The organism is Pseudoalteromonas sp. PA2MD11 (assembly GCF_017808125.1).
GTDB lineage: Bacteria > Pseudomonadota > Gammaproteobacteria > Enterobacterales > Alteromonadaceae > Pseudoalteromonas > Pseudoalteromonas simplex.
The window spans coordinates 62,483-82,260 of record NZ_JADKNF010000011.1 but is presented as its reverse complement, the minus strand read 5'-3'; the positions used below and the strand labels follow the sequence as shown (position 1 = coordinate 82,260).

Below are 19,778 nucleotides of genomic sequence, written 5' to 3'. Positions count from 1 at the left end.
AAAACCTCTTAATTGGCATTTTCAAGCACAAGATAATGGCTTAAACCCAAACTAGTAATTGCTTGTTGCAAAGGCTTGCTTTCACCAACCCATATGATTTTGTGTTGTACCGAAAGCAAATGTTTTTGCAGCGCACATAAAAGCTGAATTGACGCCGTATCAGCTCGTGTCACTTCACTAATATCAAGACAAATATCGTCATTCGCAGACAATTCTTGTAACAAATCTTGATGGAGTGTTTCGACCTGAGTAATGGCTAATTCAATAGGGAGCTTTAACATTATTTGAATCTTCCCTGCTTAAAACAATTCATAATAAAAGCTTAGACTGACTAAACGAAATTGCCATAAATTGCTTTAAAAAATAGTAAATTTTTTTAGTAGCTTAGCGAGTTATGGCAAAAAATGTATTTACTATTGTTAGCTAATATCGCAAGGCAAATGCTTTATTCTGCATAATAGTCTGCTATTAACTTAAACTCCTCCGTTAACTTGCTAGCATCTACTAATGGCACATTACCTTGCTTAAATTGTGGTTTAAAAATAGCTCTAACAGAGCCTGTAGGATCAACTAAAACAACTGATGCACTATGATCAACTGCGTATTCTTGCTGATCGCTATCGTTAATTGCGTAAATTAAGCCTAACTCTCTTACAAATGGAAAAAGTTGTTTATGCGGACCTGAAACAGCAAGAAAGTTAGGATTAAAGTAATCAATATAAGCTTTACGCTTTTCAGTTGTGTCACGCTTTGGATCAACAGCAACAAACCATACTTGTACTTTGTAATCTTGACTTAACTGTTTTTGAATCGCGGTTAGTTTTGCCAGTGTCATTGGACAAATATCTGGGCAACTGGTGTAACCTAGAAAGACCAAATTCCAATGATCCATAAATTGGCTGTTATTTGCAGGCGCACCATGTTGATCAGTTAATGAAAAAGGACTAATCGGTTTCGCTTGCTCATAAACCAGCGCTTCCACCTCAGGGACGCTATTATTTTTTTCACATCCAGCAATAAATAACACCAAGCCCATAAATAATAAAGCGACTATTCGCGTCATAAAACTAACCATTTATCAATAAATAAGACAATAAAGAGTAGCATTAAATGCACAATTGAAAAACGAAATAAGTCCATTGCAGTATCATCTTTAGGTGCTATTTTCAGCTTCAGCGCCTTATAAATGAAAACAGCATTTAGTATGCTCGCCCCAAGCAAATAAATTAGCCCTGACATACCAATTAAGTAAGGCAGTACACACACTAACGCGAGTAAAATGCTGTAAGCCACTACACATGTTTTACAAAATTCAATACCGTGAGTAACTGGCAGCATCGGAATTTTTGCCCGCTCGTAATCACTTTTACGTGCAATCGCTAATGCCCAAAAATGTGGTGGGGTCCAGGTAAATATAATCATCACCAATAACCATGGTGCAGCAGCCATATGGCCAGTTTCAGATACCCATCCTAACAGCGGTGGCATAGCTCCAGCCAAACCACCAATAACAATATTTTGCGGTGTGGCACGCTTTAAAAATGAAGTGTAAATAAAGGCATAGCCAACAAGCGCAAACAAAGTAAGAATGGCTGTAAGTGTATTCGCCCAAATCACAAGCATCATAAAACCTATTACGCCAATCACTCCAGCAAAGCTCAAAGCGTGCTGTTTACTGAGTCGACCTTTTGCCACAGGGCGATGGCGCGTACGTGCCATTTTACTGTCGATTTCACTATCAACAACATGATTGATCACAGCAGCTGCGGCCGACAGCAAGCCAATGCCTAGCAAGCTTGCGAGTTGCACAAATACTCCTCGCCCAACATCAGGAGCTAATGCCAGACCAACCCATGCTGTGAGTACAAGCATGGCAACCACTTTAAATTTACTTATAGCTAAGTAATCTTTAAGTAACTCTGAGCTTTGAATAAATAATGATTTTTCTGAGCTTAGTAATAATGCCATCACAGCCTCCTAGGTTCTTATTTTTAAGTGGAAGCATAGTCTTACCATGCTAAGCAGTAACAATGCGGCCATTAGGTTGTGCGCAAGCGCAACACTTAATGGAAAGTGCCAGTGCACAACAGCTAGACCTAAACAGATTTGGCACAACAAAGCGATTAATACAGTGACGGTACAGTGCTTAATTTTTCGTGAGTAACAGCGTGAATATATGCGCCACATGATCAGCGCTAACACTACACAAGTAACCAGCGCCCAAATACGATGCAGCAAATGAATAGACATACGCGCTTGCTGCGATAGCACACCATATTCATAGGTACTGTGCTCGAGCGGTAATTGAAAAACGCTCTTCAAAGAAAACGGTTGTCCGTAGCTACACAGCGGTAAGCCATTGCAATGTGGAGCTGCATAATTCGCCGCAAGCCAGCCACCCAATGCAATTTGCAGTATAAGCACCACCAAGCCCACCAGCGCTAACCGGTAATATGGCTTTGCGCCGCTATCACTGCTAGCAACAGGTTCGGTCTTTAAACGTAGATACAATAAAAACAGCAACGACAAAATACTAAAACCGCCGAGCAAATGCCCCATTACAACTAAAGGTTGTAGGTTCATAGTGACAGTCCACATGCCCAATACGGCTTGGAATACCACCAGTAATAATAGTGCTAATGGCAGCTTAACCGGCATATTTGGATATTGACGTTTTAAAAATGCAAAAACAAACAAAGCTAAAATTAATAGGCCAAGGGCACCGGCAAAATAGCGGTGGATCATTTCTTTCCATGCTTTTGCAGCCTCAAACATCATATCAGGGTAGTTTTGCTCAACATGTAACAGAGCAGTTTCATGTTTTGGCACGGTTAAAAATCCATAGCACCCAGGCCAGTCAGGACAGCCAAGCCCAGCATCACTCAGCCGTGTATAAGCACCAAGCCCAACAACTAAGATTGAGAAGAAAACCGTAATTAAGACTAAATATTTATAATTTTTATACATCTTTATCCCCTTAATGAGGTTTAACTTGAACGCGCATAGTTAAGTAGTTTCTTTAAGTCTTTAAGTAAGCCTTTTTGAATCAGTCTGTTTTGTTCTGGCTCAGCCGTGTAGGGGTAATGCAAAACTACTAAGCCCATGTGATCAACTAAATATAGGTCTCCCGCTTTAAGTGCAGGACTTACTGCTAATTGACGCCAATTTGCCGATACCTGCTGTTGATTTGTCAGTACCGCCACATCCACTTTTTGCTGATTTTTACCTAAAGCGACATATAGGTTATCTAGACTGGCTAATTGGCTTGCACAAACATCAGTGCACTCTTTTGGATAATTAAGCGCAATAGTCCATTGTTTAGGTTCGCCTTGTTGCCAATCAACTAGCTTCACTTCTTCACTTAAAAGCTCACCATGATTACTCGAACCACTCGGTAACCACTCAAGCTTTAATGCTGCATATGCAAGTGCCAACGGCACAAAACAGCATAAAACGAATAAACTAAGCGGGTTTATTTTCATAACCTCTCCTTCTCATCGCAAAATAAGCAATAACAACACACGCTAAGCCGATTAATAACCACTGCACGGCATAGGCGTAATGTTTATCTGGCCCCATCACGACACTCTGGTAATGCGGGGTTGCAATACCATCTGCTTCATTACGATAACCAATAAAGTCTTGTAAGGGCTTTGCTAATTGAGCACTAAAAATTGCTAAGTCAATGCCTTGAATACGCTTAGGCCAGCCTTGCTCTGCACCAATCTCATCGGCAAGTGTGAAGCCTTGTAAGTTGCCTTGTTTCAATTGCACAGTAGCCGTAAAGCTTGTTGATTCTGGCCACACAACGGTTGGCAACTGGCTACGGTTTGTTGGAGCTTTTAGCCAACCAAAGTTAACGATTAAAGGCGCGGTTTCACCGGTAATTGTCATCGCTACTAGTAAGTCATAGCCCACTTGCCCCTGATAAATTTGATTATCAAGCAGCCAGTACTGTTGTTTATTTACCTCGCCAGAGACTTTGACTTGCATGCCCGTTTTGTTCAGCTCTTTAGGTAAATTTTGCAGCTCTTGCCAATTCAAAACTCCTTGCTCTTTCGAAACGGCTAACTGGCTTAGTTGCTGCTGTTTTTGCTCGCCTCGCTGGTATTGCCAAACGCTGAGTCGTAAACAAATAAGCACTGCAAGTATCACAACGCAAATTGCGATAATTGAGCTAAGCTTTTGTTTGCGCCATAAAATTAACTGCATTTGGAATACCTAATATGATTAAAGTCATTATTGTTTTGTTATTACTTTATATTCTGTTCAACCTGTTTAGAGCGCTGTTTGTGATGATGTCAGCAAAAGAGCACTCGAAACCCATGTCGCATTACTTAGGTCGTCGAGTGCTGTTTTCAGGTATTGTGCTGGTGCTCATCATTGCCGCAATGAAATTAGGCTTTATTCACACCAACCCGTCGCCGCTTCACAAAGCTACAGCACGTACACAAATACAAATAAACACAACCACACCACATCAACAAAGTGCCAATACCAAGCAGCTGCTTGAAAGGCAAAGTGCTTTTCACTCGTGAAGTGGCCTTTAAAAATTCTTAGTAGCACTACAAATAAAATAATGGTTCCAAGTGTCACGTGCATACCGTGAAAGCCCGTTAACAAGAAAAAGGTATTCCCATAAACGCCCGCATCTAAGGTCAAACCTAGATCTTGATAAGCATGCATATACTCATAAACTTGTAAGCCAAGGAAAATCACACCTAATAGCACGGTTAAAGATAAAAACACCTTCAGGGCGCCGCGCTTATTGTTTTCAATAGCAACATGAGCAAAGTGAATTGTGACCGACGAGGTAAGCAGAATAAGCGTGTTGATCAATGGTAGACCTTGCCAGCCCATAGCTTGTGTGGTCTCGCCCGCTGGCGTAGTTAATAGCGGCCATACGGCTTCAAAGGTTGGCCAGAGCACTTCATTGGTCATAGCGTTATTACCAGCGCCACCGAGCCAAGGCACCGAAATCATACGTGCGTAAAAGAGAGCGCCAAAAAACGCCATAAAGAACATAACCTCAGAGAATATGAACCAGCTCATACCTTGTCTGAAGGAGCGGTCCATTTGTGCTGAGTAAAGCCCTTTATGAGACTCTTCAATAACGTTTCTAAACCAGCTAAAAACCATATAAACTAATATGGCAATGCCTAGATACAACACATACTGGCCACTACTGCCCTCACCACTTACTTGCATCACAGTTAAACCAGCACCAACAGCAATTAAAAACATCGCGATGGCACCAACTATTGGCCAAGGACTCTCGGCTGGAACATAGTATTTTTCATAATTTTGATTCATTTTGTTTGCTCCCAATTAGCAATTAGCTTGGCGGCTTTTAATCGTTTTTAGCCACAACATGCCCGCTAATATCAAACACGGTATACGACAACGTCAGTTCCTCAACATCGTCGGGTAACTCAGTATCAACATAAAACAACAAGGTAAACTCCATTTCTTCACCGGCTTTCATTGGCTGCTGATCAAAGCAAAAACAGGCGATTTTATGTAAGTACTTTGCTGCTTTACCCGGTGATACTGATGGAATTGCTTGCATGACTTTGTCTTCATTACTGGTGTTTTTCGCTGAGAATTTAACTTCACGCATGGCACCAGGTTGTACTGCCACACTGTATTGCTCAGACTGCACCTTAAATGGCGCGCCGCTTTGAGCGTGAGTGGTAAAGCTGACATCAACTTGACGCTGTGTATTTATTGATTCACTCGCGCTCGCTTTTTCTAATGATGGCTTACCATTCAACCCTGTAACGTCGCAAAACACGTCGTAAAGCGGCACCATTGCAAAAGCAAAAGCAAACATGAGCAAGCATGTAATCAGCAGTTTTTTTAGCAAAGGTGCATGGTTCATTACTTAATCTCCGGCGGTGTTTCAAAAGTATGATAAGGTGCTGGAGAATCGACTTCCCACTCTAAACCTTCAGCTCCATCCCATACTTTGGCAGGTGCTTTTTCGCCCCCTCTGGCACATTTAAATACCACCAACACAAACAACAGTTGCGATAAGCCAAATGCAAAACCACCAATACTGATAATGGCGTTAAAGTCAGCGAATTGCAGTGCATAGTCAGGAATACGACGCGGCATACCGGCAAGGCCAACAAAGTGCATAGGGAAGAACAACACGTTGACACTGATTAGCGATAACCAAAAATGCCATTTCGCCAGCGTTTCGTTGTACATGTTGCCAGTCCATTTCGGTAACCAGTAGTAGGCCCCCGCCATAATTGAGAACACAGCTCCTGTCACAAGCACATAATGGAAATGAGCCACCACAAAATAGGTATCGTGATACTGAAAATCTGCCGGTGTAATCGCAAGCATCAAGCCAGAGAAACCACCTAAGGTGAATAACACAATAAAGGCGATGGCAAACATCATCGGAATTTCGAAGCTAATTGAACCGCGCCACATGGTGGCTACCCAGTTAAACACTTTAACGCCCGTTGGTACCGAAATGAGCATGGTGGCGTACATGAAAAACAACTCGCCTGCTACAGGCATCCCTGTGGTAAACATATGATGTGCCCAAACGATAAAACTTAGCAGCGCAATCGATGAAGTTGCATACACCATAGACGCATAGCCAAATAGCTTTTTGCGCGAGAAGGTAGGTACGATAGTCGATATAATGCCAAAGGCTGGTAAAATCATGATGTACACTTCAGGGTGACCGAAGAACCAGAAAATGTGCTGGAACATCACAGGGTCGCCCCCTCCGGCTGCATCAAAAAAGCTGGTTGCAAAGTATTTATCGGTCAACACCATAGTGACCGCCCCTGCTAGAACAGGCATAACAGCAATTAACAAAAATGCAGTGATTAACCATGTCCAAACAAATAGCGGTAGCTTCATCCACGTCATACCTGGTGCTCTTAAGTTGACGATGGTCACGATAACGTTAATCGCCCCCATAATTGAGCTGATACCCATGATATGTACGGCAAACACAAAAAGTGCAGTGTTATCGTTGCTGTAAGTTGTTGATAGTGGTGCGTAGAAAGTCCAACCAAACGCAGGACCACCACCAGGCATGAGTAACGAAGCCAACAGGATTAAAAATGCGAACGGCAATATCCAAAAGCTCCAGTTATTCATACGTGGTAAGGCCATATCTGGTGCGCCTATCATCATAGGTACCATCCAGTTTGCAAGCCCAGTGAACGCGGGCATAACGGCACCAAACACCATGATCAAGCCATGTACGGTAGTCATTTGATTAAAAAAGTGCGGATCGACTAACTGTAATCCAGGCTGAAACAGTTCAGCGCGGATCACCATTGCCATTGCTCCGCCAATTAAAAACATGGTGAGTGAAAAAATCAGGTATAAACTCCCGATGTCTTTATGATTGGTGGTGTAAAGCCAACGCTTAAAACCTTTAGCTGGGTGATGATGGTCGTGATGCGCATGCCCTGTTGCTTGCTCGTTAATAACATTACTCATTAGTTCGCCTCCGCTGCTGCATCAATCGCGGCTTGAATTTGACTCGGTTGGATAACATCGCCGGTATCATTACCCCACGCGTTTCGCTTATAAGTAATAACCGCAGCAAGTTGCTTAATTGAAAGCTGTTTATCAAACGCTTGCATTGCTGTACCAGGCTTACCGTGTAACACAATGTCTATGTGATCTTTTACATCACCTAATACAATCGGGCTGCCTTTAAGTGCTGGAAATACGCCAGGTAGGCCCATACCGGTAGGTTGGTGACATGCAGCACAGCTTGCCATATACACTTGCTCACCTAAGACCATAAGCTCTTCTTTCGGTAATGTTTGATCAAGCAAAGCAGCATCTGCTGCGGCCGCATTGGCTTTTTCTTGCTTGGCATCTGCAAGCCAATTAGCAAATTCATCTTCAGGTAAGGCTTTCACCACAACAGGCATAAAGCCATGATCTTTACCGCATAACTCAGCACATTGACCACGGTATACTCCGGGTTCGTTAATACGTGTCCACGCTTCATTAATAAACCCAGGATTTGCATCCTTTTTAACCGCAAAATCAGGCACCCACCATGAATGAATTACATCGTCTGAGGTCATTAAAAAGCGAACTTTCTTATTGATAGGAAGTACTAGCGGTTTATCTACTTCAAGCAAATAATGCTCAGTTTTCTCTGCTTGGTTGTCTATTTGGTCTTTAGGAGTAGATAGAATCGAGTAATAAGCAATGTCTTCGCCCATGTACTCGTAATGCCACTTCCACTGTGAGCCGGTCACTTTAATGGTGATATCGGCTTTAGAGGCATCTTCCATGGCAATTAAGGTTTTTGTGGCAGGCACAGCCATGGCGATTAAGATGACAAATGGAATGGCAGTCCAAAGTATTTCAACTTTTGTACTTTCATGAAATTGGGCAGGCTTGGCCCCTTTGGATTTACGGTGGTGTATTAAAGCCCAAAACATCACCGCAAATACGATGATGCCGATTACACAGCAGATAATAAATATCGTCATGTGTAACTCATAAACATTATTACTTATATCGGTCACCCCTTTACGCATATTGTATTGGCTGTTCGCCAATGCAAGTTCAGGAAGTGCAACCAATATAAGCCACAAGGCGTAACGCAGTTTACCCATGTGACGGCTCCTTTAGATGCTATTGCAAGACGCAAAGCGAAAAGGCGATACAACAAGGTGCCCATTCGTTTTTCTTATTGTTCAGAGCGACTACGTATCATTTTGACCCACTTATGATACCGACCCCCTGTCTAACACCTCGCACATTTTTGTGTCTTTTTATTAATTAGGTGTTAATACAGTGTATTAACCAATTAGTTAAAAAATGACCAATAAGCAAGTTTTAATGATAATAAATGTTTATTTTGGTGCAGAAATAACAACTATAATCAGCGCGTTATTTAATGTTTAGGAGTAAAAACGAAATATAAAAAGAGAGGAAAACTGCGCCATATAAGGCTTTAAATGAAGAGTAAGGATTCACAAATCCTAATTAAGTAGTAAAATTTCAGTGGCGCACCAAATTGAGTCAATTTGATGCACCAAATTGGGAACGTTTACATCCAATCAGCGTTACGAATAACCCCAACAGCTAACCCCTCGATGTTGAACGACTCATGCTCAAGGTCAACCTCAATAGGCGAAAACTCTTCGTTCTCAGCATGTAAAAGCACTTTGCGACCTGCCTTTTCTAGGCGCTTAACTGTTACATCTTCATCGACTCGAGCTACAACTACTTGCCCATTTTCAGCAACTTGTGTTCTATGTACTGCAAGCAAATCGCCATCCATAATACCAATGTCTTTCATACTCATGCCATTTACACGCAGTAAGAAATCGGCTGCAGGTTTAAATAATGAAGGATCAACTTGGCAGTGACTTTCAACATGCTCTTGCGCCAAAATAGGTTCACCAGCTGCAACACGGCCAATTAAAGGTAAGCCTAGTTGCTCTGGCTCATCTTCTTCAATTAACTGAATACCGCGACTCGCCCCAGGCTTCATTTTGATCATGCCTTTTTTAGCCAGTGCTTTTAGGTGTTCTTCAGCAGCGTTGGCACTTTTAAAACCTAATGTTTGAGCTATTTCAGCACGCGTAGGAGGCATGCCAGTATCTTTAATAAAGACTTTAATTAGTTCTAAAATTTGCGATTGGCGTTTCGTTAATGGGCGCATACAACTGGTTTTCCATACAGTACATTTAACTGTGAGTATATACAGTTATTTGAAAATCGCAAATTTAAATTAACCTCATCATATTGCTACAAAACTAACATTGAACCACATCGAAAGATGCCATAAGGTAATAGCTTTAACTAGCAGGCTAAGGAAACACAATGAGTATTTGGCACCACCCAATTACACTAGAGCAATGCAAAGGCTTTGAAAATGGAATAACAGGGCAAGGCACTTTAATGAAAACCATGGGCATTGAGGTAACTGAAATTGGTGATGACTACTTAGTAGCGACCATGCCTGCTATTCCTGAACATCACAACCCTATGGGTATGGTCCATGGCGGAGCAAACGTTGTATTAGCAGAGACAGTAGCAAGCTATGCAGCCAACTTTGTGGTTGATTTCAGTAAGTTTTATGCTGTTGGCCAAGAAATTAATGCCAACCATATTAAAGCATCACGTAAAGGAACGTTAACAGCAACCGCTAGGCCGCTGCATTTAGGTAAGCGAACTTCTGTTTGGGATATTAAAATTACCAATGCCGCAGGAGAGCTGTGCTGCGTATCAAGAATGACCGCAGCCGTTGTAGAGCGCTAAACTAAGACTATTTTTCAACAGGATAAATAGTAATTTCAATCCCTGCGCCAATTGCTGAGATACGTAACAAAGTATCGGCATGCAGGGGTTGGTTAAAGCATTTAGGCGAATTACCTGATTCAAAGCCTATATCAAATGTACGCTTTGAACACGATAACCACTGTTTTAATGCATTGCGCGAGCAAGACTCAATAAGCTCGCAAAGCTGGTTAATCGCTTTATCTGGAGAGCTGATATCTGCGGTTGCTTCAATACGTGCTAGTTGGCGGTATTCATCTTGGTCATAATGTAAAACCATGGCGTTTTTCTTCAAATCAGCAACAAGCGCACTAATATCGTGCTTTGATTCAAGCTCCAGATCTACATTTAAAAATTGAATTTCCGACATACTCTCGTTTTTACCCTCTATTGATATCGACTGAAACTTTAACTCAGTTTTGTATATATACCAAATCTAGAATACAGTTAATGCGACATTATGCCGCATTGGCAATCTAGCTAAACAACCTAAAATAGCGCCCACAGAACAATAATAACGGGGTAGTAATGAATAAACGCACCTTCAAATATGCTCGCAAAGGGCATAAATGGCTTGGCTACTTGCTTGCTGTACAGATCTTCTTTTGGCTCTTAGGTGGGCTGGTAATGAGTTCATTACCACTTGAAAAAGTACATGGTAAGCATCTGGCTAATCGCAGTTTAAGTAGCCCATTTTTATTGTCGGACTACCCAACTTCAATTGATAAAATAACAGCGCAATTTGAGCAAATCGAAGGTATTAAATATAGCCACTTTCTAGATACCCCGACTATAGAAGTCACAACCTCTAGCGGTACGTTTACTTTTGATGGCAGAACAGGTGCTAAAATGCCTGTACCGAGTAAAGCGCAAATCACTGAAAATGCGCAAGCTCACCTGCTTATTGAGGCAAAAATAACGCAAGCGCAGTTATTAACAAAAGGGCCTAGAGAAGTCGGTCACAAAGCCAATGTTTGGCAAGTAAGCTTTGATGATTGGCGAACAACTACTTTATATTTAGATAGTCAAACCGGTAAAGTTATTACTGTGCGCAGCAATCTGTGGCGGGTTTTCGACTTTTTCTGGATGCTGCACATTATGGATTATGATGAGCGTGAAAACTTTAACAATCCACTACTCATCAGCTTCTCAGCCACCAGCGTACTGTTTTGTATCACGGGAATTATTTTGTTATTACAAAACGTTCGAATTAAACGTAAAAAACCGGCTACACGTGCTGGTCAATCAAAATAGGATTGCCATCTGGGTCGGTGATAATAAAACTCGCATCACCGACCTTTTGTATTTCTAATTCTTGTTGCTGAAAATGTGCAGCTAATTGCTCAAAGGTTGCAAATTCATCCAAAGCTTCGGCATTTTGATCCCACCCAGGGTTAAAGGTCAGCATGGTTTTATCAAACATACCTTGAAACAAACCAATCAAATGTTCACCGTTTTTCATAATTAGCCAATGCTGTTCTATCTCCCTAGCAAACTCTTTGAAACCTAGCTTTTCATAAAACTGCTTTGAAGCACGAATATCTTTTACATTTAGACTTACAGAAAAAGCACCTAATAACATGGTTGTAATTCCTTTAATAAAAACGGCCTAACAACTATAGCTGAGTTGAAAAACTTTTCCTTTTTAGAATAGTCGTTCTAGAATAGCTGTTCCTGTAGTTCACTGATGTGATGGATATGCGTTTATTCCTATACTTAGCCCTTTGTTTTATTTTCACTTCTCCTATATCCGCTAAAGAGTTTTCGAGCTTTTACAGTGCCAAAAAGCATTTAATTAAGAATCTACCAAGCAATAGTAAAAGCTTATATTGTGGTTGCGATATCAAGCGCCAAGGTAAAAAACTTGTGCCAGATCCTGATGCTTGTGGTTATATTCCTAGAAACTCTGTCACCCGCTCTGGAAAAGAGAATGCTCGCGCAAAAAGAATAGAGTGGGAGCACATTGTGCCTGCCTGGGAGTTTGGCCATCAATTACAATGCTGGCAGGATGGCGGTCGCAAAAACTGTAAAAAGGTCAGTGAAAAGTTTCGTCAAATGGAAGCCGACATTAATAACCTTGCACCTGCTATAGGCGAGATCAATGCTGACCGCTCAAACTTTCGCTATGGCATGGTGTCAACATCAAGTGCAAGTTACGGAGCATGCCCTGTAAAAGTTGACTTTAAGCAACGCGTATTTGAGCCACCCATTTATGCAAGAAAGCAAATAGCCGATACCTATTTTTATATGCAAAAAACCTATGGCTTAAAAATATCTGACAAACAACGTAAGTTATTTGAATCGTGGCAAAAGCTTGAAATAGCTGAAATGAGCAATCGTAAGGCGCTATAATATATTGCTTTCATGTAAAGTAATTGTTAACTTTAAAGCGATGACTATTAGAATGGAAGCACTTATGATTACCAAAAATAAACTCGCTTTTGCGATATTTTTAGCTGTCTCAAGCGTGTCTTTATCTGGCTGTGGTGGCGGTAGCGGAAGCTCCTCTACCAATAACAACAACACAACAACTCCGCCACCAACAAGCAGCGACCCCACTTGGACGGCTGGTGTCTTTGAGCCATCAAGCGAATTTAAAGATCAATGCGCTGTACCGCGAACTGGCAATGATCCATATAACGATAATCAACCTTACCCAGATACAGCAGGCTCTGAGTTTACTGAGAAGATGTGGCTACGTTCATGGAGTGACGAAACCTATCTTTGGTATAACGAAATAGAAGACAACGACCCTGATAACTTCAGCTCAGTCGCCGCTTATTTTGAACAACTAAAAACCTTCGAAACTACAGACTCAGGCGCCTTTAAAGATAACTTCCATTTTAGTGAACCTACTGAAGATTTTTTTCAAGAATCTCAGTCTGGCGTGGTGTCAGGTTATGGAATTAACTGGGCCTTAATTAATAATACCCCACCTCGTGACTTAAGAGTTGCTTATTTAGAAGATAACTCTCCAGCTGCCAATGCAGGATTACAACGAGGCGATCGTGTTATCTTAGTCAATGGCGTAAGTATTGATACAAATACTGAGTCCGGGATCGACACTTTGAATGAAGCTTTGTTTGGGCCAACCGCTGGCGATACTCATACCTTCAAAGTAAAAAGCAATGATGGGACAGAAAAAACATTCTCATTAGTAGCTGGAAATATAACGCAAACACCTGTACAAAATGTAGACACAATTATAACGAATAGCGGAACAAAAGTTGGCTATATGCAGTTCAACAGCCATATTAGTATTGCGCAGCCTGAACTAATAAGTGCGATGAACAAATTTCAAGAAGATAACATTAATGAGCTTGTTATCGACTTTAGATACAATAGCGGTGGTTTATTAGCGCTTTCATCACAGCTTGCCTACATGGTTGCAGGCCCGGCCAATACAGAAGACTTTTATTATTATCAAGTCATTGAAAATGATAAACAACCTCTTAACGACCCATTTCCATTTATCAACGTTGAAGTTGACTATTCAACCTTTGAGCTAACAAATGACCTTCTTCCAGATTTAAACTTATCTAAAGTTTATGTGCTTAGCACTGCGAGTACCTGTTCTGCATCTGAAGCATTTATAAATGGTTTAAATGGTATTAATGCTGAAGTGATATTAATAGGTGGAAAAACTTGCGGTAAGCCTTACGGATTTACGCCTACGCATAATTGCGCAACAACCTACTATACTATTCAATTTACAGGTACTAATTACAAAGGTTTTGGTGAATATGCCGATGGCTTAATGCCTACTCCTTCACCACAATTCGCTGCTGATGTAAAAGGCTGCGAACTTGATGACGACTTTTCCCATCAACTTGGTGATAGCGATGAAGCACTACTAAGTGCAGCACTTTATCATATTGAGAATGATAGTTGCCCAGTGGTAACGCAAAGTGTCACAGCTAAGCAAGCGACAACCTCATCTTATGCTGCTGATGAAGCTGGTATTTCGCTAAAAGCCAATACTTCACTTTTCAAAAATAATATGGATTTAACCCGTCCGCTACCAGCTAAGGAGGATGATAATGAATAAAGCACTGTTATTAACCTGCACCTTACTGGCAAGCATAGCTGGCTGTAAAAGTACTCAAGCGGAGCAACCGCAAAATGCCACGCTTGTTCGGGTAAACCCGGGAGTGATTACTGAGCTACAGCAGGCTATTCAATCAGCTAAAGGCGGTGCATTGGTCACCTTAGCCGATGATGTGTTTACTAAGAGCGCAGAGTTACTGATTGATCACGGCACCAACAAAGGCCCTGATGGCCTGCCAATTATGGGTGCCCATTCAATTCCTTCTGAGAAGTTTGTGTTGCAAAAAGCAGGTGAGCAATGCCTGCTTTACTACCCCAAAAAAGAGCTCCGTATTTCACTTCCCAATTTAGAGTGCGAAGTTAACTAACAAAAAGGCGCAGCTTCAGCTGCGCCTTTTACATCATAGACTTTGGTGAGGGCCAAACACCTCATAATGAATGCGTTCACTTGCAACCCCAATACCTAGTAGTTGCTCTTTTATCATTGCCATAAATGCGATTGGGCCACACAGGTAAAAGTCACCTTTGCTTATTGGTAAGCTGTCAGCGATGAGGTTTGCATCCATTAAGCCCGCAAAATCGCCCCCCTTGCCATCTTTAAACCAGGTAACACAATGTAATGAAGCGTGCGCTTGCTGTTGCTTAAATAAGTACTCTTTAAAGGCAAACTGTGTCTCACTGTCGCAAGCATGCAGGTAATGAATTGGCTGATTAGGTTGATTACTTAATAGTGTTTCGAGCATCGCCATCATCGGGGTTTGACCAACTCCCGCTGAAATCAATACAACAGGCGAGTCAATTTCGCGAAGCACAAAGTCGCCTGCGGGTGGGTAAATTTCTACCTCATCACCCTCAGTTAAGCTATGTAGGTAGTTAGATACTAAGCCTTCTTTTTTCACGCTAATTCGGTAATTACGACCATTACTTTGCTGCGATAAAGAGTATTGTCTCACTTGCGTTAAATCACTGTTTGCAGGCGTTACTTTAATCCCTAAATATTGGCCCGGTAAATACGCCACTACAGGCTTTGTATCGACAGGCGTTAATGTAAAACTACAAATTTGCGATGACTCCATACGTTTTTCTGTAATAGTGAAAGTACGAGTACCGAACCAACCACCCGGTGCCTTTTTGGTTTTTTGATAAAGCGACATCTCCTCATTAATACATACATCAGCTAATAATGAATAGGCTTCACGCCATGCATACTCGACCTCAGGAGTAAATTGTTCTGGCAATAACTCTTTTAAAGTCGCAATTAAATGTCCACCAACAATAGGATAATGCTCAGGCAAAATATGGTAACTGGTGTGTTTATGATTAATGCGTGCAAGCGCACCTTTTAACACTGCCAAGTTATCAATATTTGCCGCGTAGGCAGCTAAGGCATTAAACAGCGCAAATTGCTGAGAGCCCGATTGCTGATGTGTCATATTAAAAATATTTTTAAGCTCCGGGTTGTAGCTAAACATACGATCATAAAAATACTCAGTCACTTGAGGGCCTGCTTGTGCAAGCAAAGGCAAAGTACTTTTAACAACCTGGATCGTTTTTTCAGATAACATAGTTTTTCCTATTAGAGAGGTTAACCGCGGCGACCATCAACACGACGATTCACTAAGATGGGCGCACAATGAAATAAAAATAAGCTAAAGCCAGCAACCCACAGCAACGCACTTAACTGCCATGCAAGGTGATGACCTAAATAAACGGGAAGTAACGAACGTACAATGGCAGCTATCACAATGAGTATAAATGCAAAACTAATGTACCCAGGGGCTTGTAATGCACGCCCAGTGTGACCATGAGAGACACGTACCATCATGGCGATGATCATCACACCTATGGTGCCAACAGTGATCAGGTGAAGCGCATCTTTGAATAAGATAATGGGGCTGAAATAGCTCAGCGCGATGAGTATTAAACCAACCGATAAAGCCCAATAAGCCACGTGTAATGACCATAGCAAAGGCACTTTTAGAATGCCTTTATGCCACCACAAAACACACCGAGCTGAATGTAAACAAGCAAGCCAAGCAAAAACCCAACCGGTGCTCATTGCGCTAAAAAATAGCTGACTCATAAAGAACCACGCAATAGCGAAAAATGAGCTAAATACGACTAATTTATCGAGCTTGGGGGCTCTAACTTGCTCACTTAGGTTAAGACCGCGCGCGGTAAAAAATGGCACAACTCGCCCAGCCACAACACCAACTAGCAGTGTCATGATAAGTACAGCGGTATCAACAACCCCCAGTGCCAGCGACATTTTATTAAGTACAACTAAGCTCAAAAAAATCACATTGAGCGCACAGAGCAAAGATGCGATGACAACAAATAAGTAGTTATGGCTGCTTTTTGCCTGTATCAGCATGTCAGCTAGAATAATAATTCCAGCTAGCCACCAAACGAGTTGTAGCGCACTAACAATATAAAGGTTAAGCTGCTCGAACCCTGCAATATCAATAAAAAAACTAAACCTTGCAGCAAGCCAAATCATGCTAAGCAAACAAAGCTTAATACCACTTACACTCGGCACGCCTGTCCATGTTTGTGCGGCGGTTAGCAAAAAACCCATGGCAACCACGCCTGCAAAGCCAAACAGCATTTCGTGAGCATGCCAAAGCGTTGCGGGCATTGTTAGGTGCCACTGTGCATAGCCCGCCAAGATTAAAAACCAGTAACTCATAGCAAATACAGCTAAGGCACCTGCTGCCAAGAAAAAAGGCCGAAATGCTAATGCCCATAACGGCCACTGGCTGAGTTGATAAAATTTGATCTTAGTTGGCATAGGTTCAGTTAAATTAATGACTTTCATTCGTGCTCTCAGCGTTTAATTTCCCCAGCTATTGCACAGTTCAAGCCAAAAATAAAAACCATTAAATATCAATACATTAAATTTGGGCGCTTGATAAATAAGTCAAAATAACACACCATTAAAAACATCAATAAAACACATTCAGGTCAAATTGACATGATGTTCAAAAAATCCCTTCTTGATGTTGCACTTGCACTTACCAAAGCAAGCAGTGTTGATCATAATTTCAGTTATCTGTTGAGTTGCATTAATGATTGGCTTGAATGTGATGCAGTTGCCTTATTATTGAAACAAGGCGATGTGTTAAAGCCCGTAGCCCTTAGTGGATTGTCGGACGATACGTTAGGAAGACGCTTTAAAATAGCGGAGCATCCGCGTTTATTTGAAATATGCCGTGGCAGTGAACCGCTAAAATTTGCCAAAGATTGTGGCCTACCCGACCCTTACGATGGTTTATTACAAAGCCAGCATGGCGACTTTCCTGTTCATGCCTGCATGGGTGTGCCGCTGCAGAGCAGCAAAGACAATAACGAACTACTCGGTGTTTTGACCTTTGATAGTTTAGATGAACATGCCTTTGACGCTTTAGCAATGAACGAGCTCAATCAACTAAAACAGCTAGCTGCAGGCTATGTTGAGCATGCCCTAACCTTGCAGCATTTTAGGCAACATGCACAGCACAACCATCAAGTTGCGCAGCAGCTTAACCTTGAGGCACTAACACGAGAAGGTGTCGAAATTATTGGTAATAGCCAAGCAATGCAGACCCTTAAAAATGATATTCAGCTGGTGGCTGCCTCAGAATTTAGCGTATTGATACAAGGCGACACAGGTGTCGGTAAAGAACTCGTTGCGCGCAATATCCATTTAAACTCAAAACGCCGCGACATGCCGTTGATCCACTTAAACTGTGCATCGTTACCAGAGAACTTAGCCGAAAGTGAATTTTTTGGTCACAGTAAAGGTGCATTTACTGGCGCACATACTGCGCGTCAGGGAAAGTTTCAACTTGCCGATGGTGGCACCCTGTTTTTAGATGAAATCGGCGAGCTGCCGCTTGCTATGCAAAGTAAGCTATTGCGCGTATTACAAAGTGGTGAAGTACAAACGGTGGGGGAAGATCAAAGCCGTTATGTTGATGTCAGAGTGATTGCAGCAACCAATCGCGATTTAAAACAAGAAGTCGCTGCGGGGCGCTTTCGTGCAGATCTTTATCACCGATTAAGCGTTTACCCATTGCATGTTGCACCACTAAAAGAGCGCGATAACGATGTTATTTTATTAGCAGGCTTTTTTATTGAGCAAACATCTAAAAAACTGGCAATTAAGCAACTTAAGCTTAGTAGCGATACACAATTACTACTGCGTCAATATGATTGGCCAGGCAATGTGAGAGAGCTTGAACATGTGATCAGTCGCGCAGCACTCAAAGCCAAACAACAGCAATGGCAACAAAGCATTGTCACAATCGAGCCTGAACATTGTGATATTGCTAAAACCGCCGTTGCCGCACCAAGCCCTGTTGCAGTTAACGAACAAAAAGCCACTCGCTTATCGCTGAAAGAGGCAACTGACGCTTTTAGTTATCAATTGATTATGCAACAACTTGAACTACATAACCTAAACTGGGCTGCCACAGCACGTAGCTTAAGTGTTGATAGAGCCAACCTTGTGCGCCTAGCCAAACGGCTAGGCATTAGCGTTAAAAAGTCTGTTTAAGCTTTTAAATCTTTAAAATAGGCTTTTAAAAGCTGACTAAATGCTTGGACTTTGGCTGTGCGATGCACCAAGTGATGCGTTACCAGCCAAAGATCCGTTGGCCAGTTTAGCTCTTTAGGAAGCACTGGCAGCAGATCAGGGTATTGGCTTGCCACTTCATGCTGTAAACCACCAATTCCTAAGCCCCTCACAATCGCCCGTGTAGCTTCTGATGTTTCAGACACCCGTAGCTTAATTTGCGAAGGTTCAATGTGTTGATCAACCCATGCAAAATAAGGCACTTTACCGTTATAGCCAGCCACCCCAGAGACAAAACTATGCTGCTGCAACTGCTCAATATTCTTTGGCATGCCATACTTTTCAATATAACTTTTAGAGGCATAAAACCCTGACGAAAGTTCAGCTAAATGCTGGGCAATATAGTCGCCTTCATCAGGTCGAGGGCCCGCTCGCACGGCAATATGCGCCTGACCGTGATCAAGGCGTAAACGGTTTTGATCAAGAATAACTTCGAGTTGCACTTGCGGGTGCAGACTTTGAAACTGCTCGCAGACATCACTAAGCACATCAATAAAACCACTAACCGTAGTTAATAATAAACTGCCTCGCAGTTGGCTATCAGCGGCAATAATATCGTTGTGAAGTTTTTCAAGTTCAGCGTTAATCGATTTTGCAGTCGCAAACAACTTAGCGCCAATTTCTGTCACTGTATAGCCACGAGCATGACGGTGGAATAACCGCGCATCAAGGTTATCTTCTAAATTGTTGATTCTTCTAAGCACTGTGCTGTGATGAACACCTAACGATTCGGCAGCAGCGGTTAACGTGCCGAGCCTTGCCACCTCATAAGCAACTTTTACATCTTGCCAATCATCAAATTGAATCGCCATAACGGCTCCTTGTG

Annotated in this window: 23 protein-coding genes; 7 read left to right on the top strand and 16 right to left on the bottom strand. The window is 42.0% G+C overall.

What is annotated here, in order from left to right; all coding sequences use genetic code 11:
• Window positions 1–8: 8 nt before the first annotated feature.
• The 6 genes from ISP07_RS12885 to ISP07_RS12860 form a co-directional block, all read right to left on the bottom strand.
• Window positions 9–281, bottom strand: a complete 273-nt coding sequence (locus tag ISP07_RS12885; RefSeq protein ID WP_054554447.1) for an STAS domain-containing protein — start codon at window positions 279–281, stop codon at window positions 9–11.
• Between the two features lie 164 nt (window positions 282–445).
• Window positions 446–1,063 (bottom strand): SCO family protein, encoded by a 618-nt coding sequence (locus tag ISP07_RS12880; protein WP_194442656.1) that lies wholly within the window; start codon window positions 1,061–1,063, stop codon window positions 446–448.
• Window positions 1,060–1,968, bottom strand: coding sequence for a heme o synthase (gene cyoE, locus ISP07_RS12875; protein ID WP_054554449.1), 909 nt, complete (start codon window positions 1,966–1,968; stop codon window positions 1,060–1,062). The genes ISP07_RS12880 and cyoE overlap by 4 nt, the downstream gene beginning before the upstream one ends.
• A 9-nt stretch (window positions 1,969–1,977) precedes the next feature.
• A complete protein-coding gene (locus ISP07_RS12870; protein ID WP_054554450.1) occupies window positions 1,978–2,967 on the bottom strand; it encodes a COX15/CtaA family protein in 990 nt (329 codons plus the stop codon).
• Between the two features lie 20 nt (window positions 2,968–2,987).
• The gene (locus ISP07_RS12865; RefSeq protein WP_054554451.1) at window positions 2,988–3,482 is read right to left on the bottom strand and encodes a hypothetical protein; all 495 of its coding nucleotides are present in this window, start codon (window positions 3,480–3,482) and stop codon (window positions 2,988–2,990) included.
• Window positions 3,463–4,212 (bottom strand): SURF1 family protein, encoded by a 750-nt coding sequence (locus tag ISP07_RS12860; RefSeq protein ID WP_209327855.1) that lies wholly within the window; start codon window positions 4,210–4,212, stop codon window positions 3,463–3,465. Before ISP07_RS12860 ends, ISP07_RS12865 begins: the two co-directional genes overlap by 20 nt.
• 14 nt (window positions 4,213–4,226) lie before the next feature.
• Between ISP07_RS12860 and ISP07_RS20735 the strand changes: the two genes are divergently transcribed.
• Complete coding sequence (locus ISP07_RS20735) at window positions 4,227–4,538, top strand: DUF2909 domain-containing protein (RefSeq protein ID WP_209327854.1); 312 nt, start codon at window positions 4,227–4,229, stop codon at window positions 4,536–4,538.
• On the opposite strand, the gene ISP07_RS12850 is transcribed toward ISP07_RS20735, so the two are convergent.
• The 5 genes from ISP07_RS12850 to lexA form a co-directional block, all read right to left on the bottom strand.
• On the bottom strand, window positions 4,438–5,313 hold the full coding sequence (locus ISP07_RS12850; protein ID WP_055020536.1) for a cytochrome c oxidase subunit 3: 876 nt from the start codon (window positions 5,311–5,313) through the stop codon (window positions 4,438–4,440). The two genes, ISP07_RS20735 and ISP07_RS12850, sit on opposite strands and share 101 nt — an antisense overlap.
• A 37-nt stretch (window positions 5,314–5,350) precedes the next feature.
• Window positions 5,351–5,881, bottom strand: coding sequence for a cytochrome c oxidase assembly protein (locus tag ISP07_RS12845; protein ID WP_054554454.1), 531 nt, complete (start codon window positions 5,879–5,881; stop codon window positions 5,351–5,353).
• Window positions 5,881–7,476, bottom strand: a complete 1,596-nt coding sequence (gene ctaD / locus ISP07_RS12840) for a cytochrome c oxidase subunit I (protein WP_054554455.1) — start codon at window positions 7,474–7,476, stop codon at window positions 5,881–5,883. The genes ISP07_RS12845 and ctaD overlap by 1 nt, the downstream gene beginning before the upstream one ends.
• The gene (gene coxB, locus ISP07_RS12835) at window positions 7,476–8,618 is read right to left on the bottom strand and encodes a cytochrome c oxidase subunit II (RefSeq protein ID WP_054554456.1); all 1,143 of its coding nucleotides are present in this window, start codon (window positions 8,616–8,618) and stop codon (window positions 7,476–7,478) included. Before coxB ends, ctaD begins: the two co-directional genes overlap by 1 nt.
• 437 nt (window positions 8,619–9,055) lie before the next feature.
• Window positions 9,056–9,673 carry a transcriptional repressor LexA gene (gene lexA / locus ISP07_RS12830; RefSeq protein ID WP_054554457.1) on the bottom strand — a complete coding sequence of 206 codons (618 nt, stop codon included), beginning with the start codon at window positions 9,671–9,673 and terminating at the stop codon, window positions 9,056–9,058.
• Window positions 9,674–9,834: 161 nt separating this feature from the next.
• Here lexA and ISP07_RS12825 point away from each other — a divergent pair, with 161 nt between their 5' ends.
• Window positions 9,835–10,272, top strand: a complete 438-nt coding sequence (locus ISP07_RS12825; RefSeq protein ID WP_209327853.1) for a PaaI family thioesterase — start codon at window positions 9,835–9,837, stop codon at window positions 10,270–10,272.
• Between the two features lie 7 nt (window positions 10,273–10,279).
• On the opposite strand, the gene ISP07_RS12820 is transcribed toward ISP07_RS12825, so the two are convergent.
• Window positions 10,280–10,660 (bottom strand): hypothetical protein, encoded by a 381-nt coding sequence (locus ISP07_RS12820; RefSeq protein WP_054554459.1) that lies wholly within the window; start codon window positions 10,658–10,660, stop codon window positions 10,280–10,282.
• A gap of 158 nt (window positions 10,661–10,818) precedes the next feature.
• Between ISP07_RS12820 and ISP07_RS12815 the strand changes: the two genes are divergently transcribed.
• Window positions 10,819–11,544 carry a hypothetical protein gene (locus ISP07_RS12815; protein WP_209327852.1) on the top strand — a complete coding sequence of 242 codons (726 nt, stop codon included), beginning with the start codon at window positions 10,819–10,821 and terminating at the stop codon, window positions 11,542–11,544.
• Here ISP07_RS12815 and ISP07_RS12810 read toward each other — a convergent pair.
• On the bottom strand, window positions 11,519–11,872 hold the full coding sequence (locus ISP07_RS12810) for a VOC family protein (protein ID WP_209327851.1): 354 nt from the start codon (window positions 11,870–11,872) through the stop codon (window positions 11,519–11,521). The genes ISP07_RS12815 and ISP07_RS12810 overlap by 26 nt on opposite strands.
• 110 nt (window positions 11,873–11,982) lie before the next feature.
• Between ISP07_RS12810 and ISP07_RS12805 the strand changes: the two genes are divergently transcribed.
• The 3 genes from ISP07_RS12805 (at window position 11,983) to ISP07_RS12795 (ending at window position 14,705) form a co-directional block, all read left to right on the top strand.
• Window positions 11,983–12,642, top strand: coding sequence for an endonuclease (locus ISP07_RS12805; RefSeq protein WP_209327884.1), 660 nt, complete (start codon window positions 11,983–11,985; stop codon window positions 12,640–12,642).
• A 64-nt stretch (window positions 12,643–12,706) separates the two neighbouring features.
• The gene (locus ISP07_RS12800; protein ID WP_209327850.1) at window positions 12,707–14,338 is read left to right on the top strand and encodes a S41 family peptidase; all 1,632 of its coding nucleotides are present in this window, start codon (window positions 12,707–12,709) and stop codon (window positions 14,336–14,338) included.
• On the top strand, window positions 14,331–14,705 hold the full coding sequence (locus tag ISP07_RS12795) for a hypothetical protein (protein ID WP_209327849.1): 375 nt from the start codon (window positions 14,331–14,333) through the stop codon (window positions 14,703–14,705). Before ISP07_RS12800 ends, ISP07_RS12795 begins: the two co-directional genes overlap by 8 nt.
• 33 nt (window positions 14,706–14,738) lie before the next feature.
• Here the strand turns inward: ISP07_RS12795 and hmpA are convergent, their stop codons facing one another.
• Entirely contained in the window at window positions 14,739–15,902 is a 1,164-nt protein-coding gene (gene hmpA / locus ISP07_RS12790) for an NO-inducible flavohemoprotein (protein WP_209327848.1), read from the bottom strand.
• A gap of 20 nt (window positions 15,903–15,922) precedes the next feature.
• A complete protein-coding gene (locus ISP07_RS12785; protein WP_209327847.1) occupies window positions 15,923–17,155 on the bottom strand; it encodes an NnrS family protein in 1,233 nt (410 codons plus the stop codon).
• 156 nt (window positions 17,156–17,311) lie between these two features.
• On the opposite strand from ISP07_RS12785, the gene norR reads away from it, so the two are divergent.
• The gene (gene norR / locus ISP07_RS12780) at window positions 17,312–18,874 is read left to right on the top strand and encodes a nitric oxide reductase transcriptional regulator NorR (RefSeq protein ID WP_209327846.1); all 1,563 of its coding nucleotides are present in this window, start codon (window positions 17,312–17,314) and stop codon (window positions 18,872–18,874) included.
• On the opposite strand, the gene ISP07_RS12775 is transcribed toward norR, so the two are convergent.
• Window positions 18,871–19,764, bottom strand: coding sequence for a LysR family transcriptional regulator (locus tag ISP07_RS12775; protein ID WP_054562888.1), 894 nt, complete (start codon window positions 19,762–19,764; stop codon window positions 18,871–18,873). The genes norR and ISP07_RS12775 overlap by 4 nt on opposite strands.
• Between the last annotated feature and the right edge of the window lie 14 nt (window positions 19,765–19,778).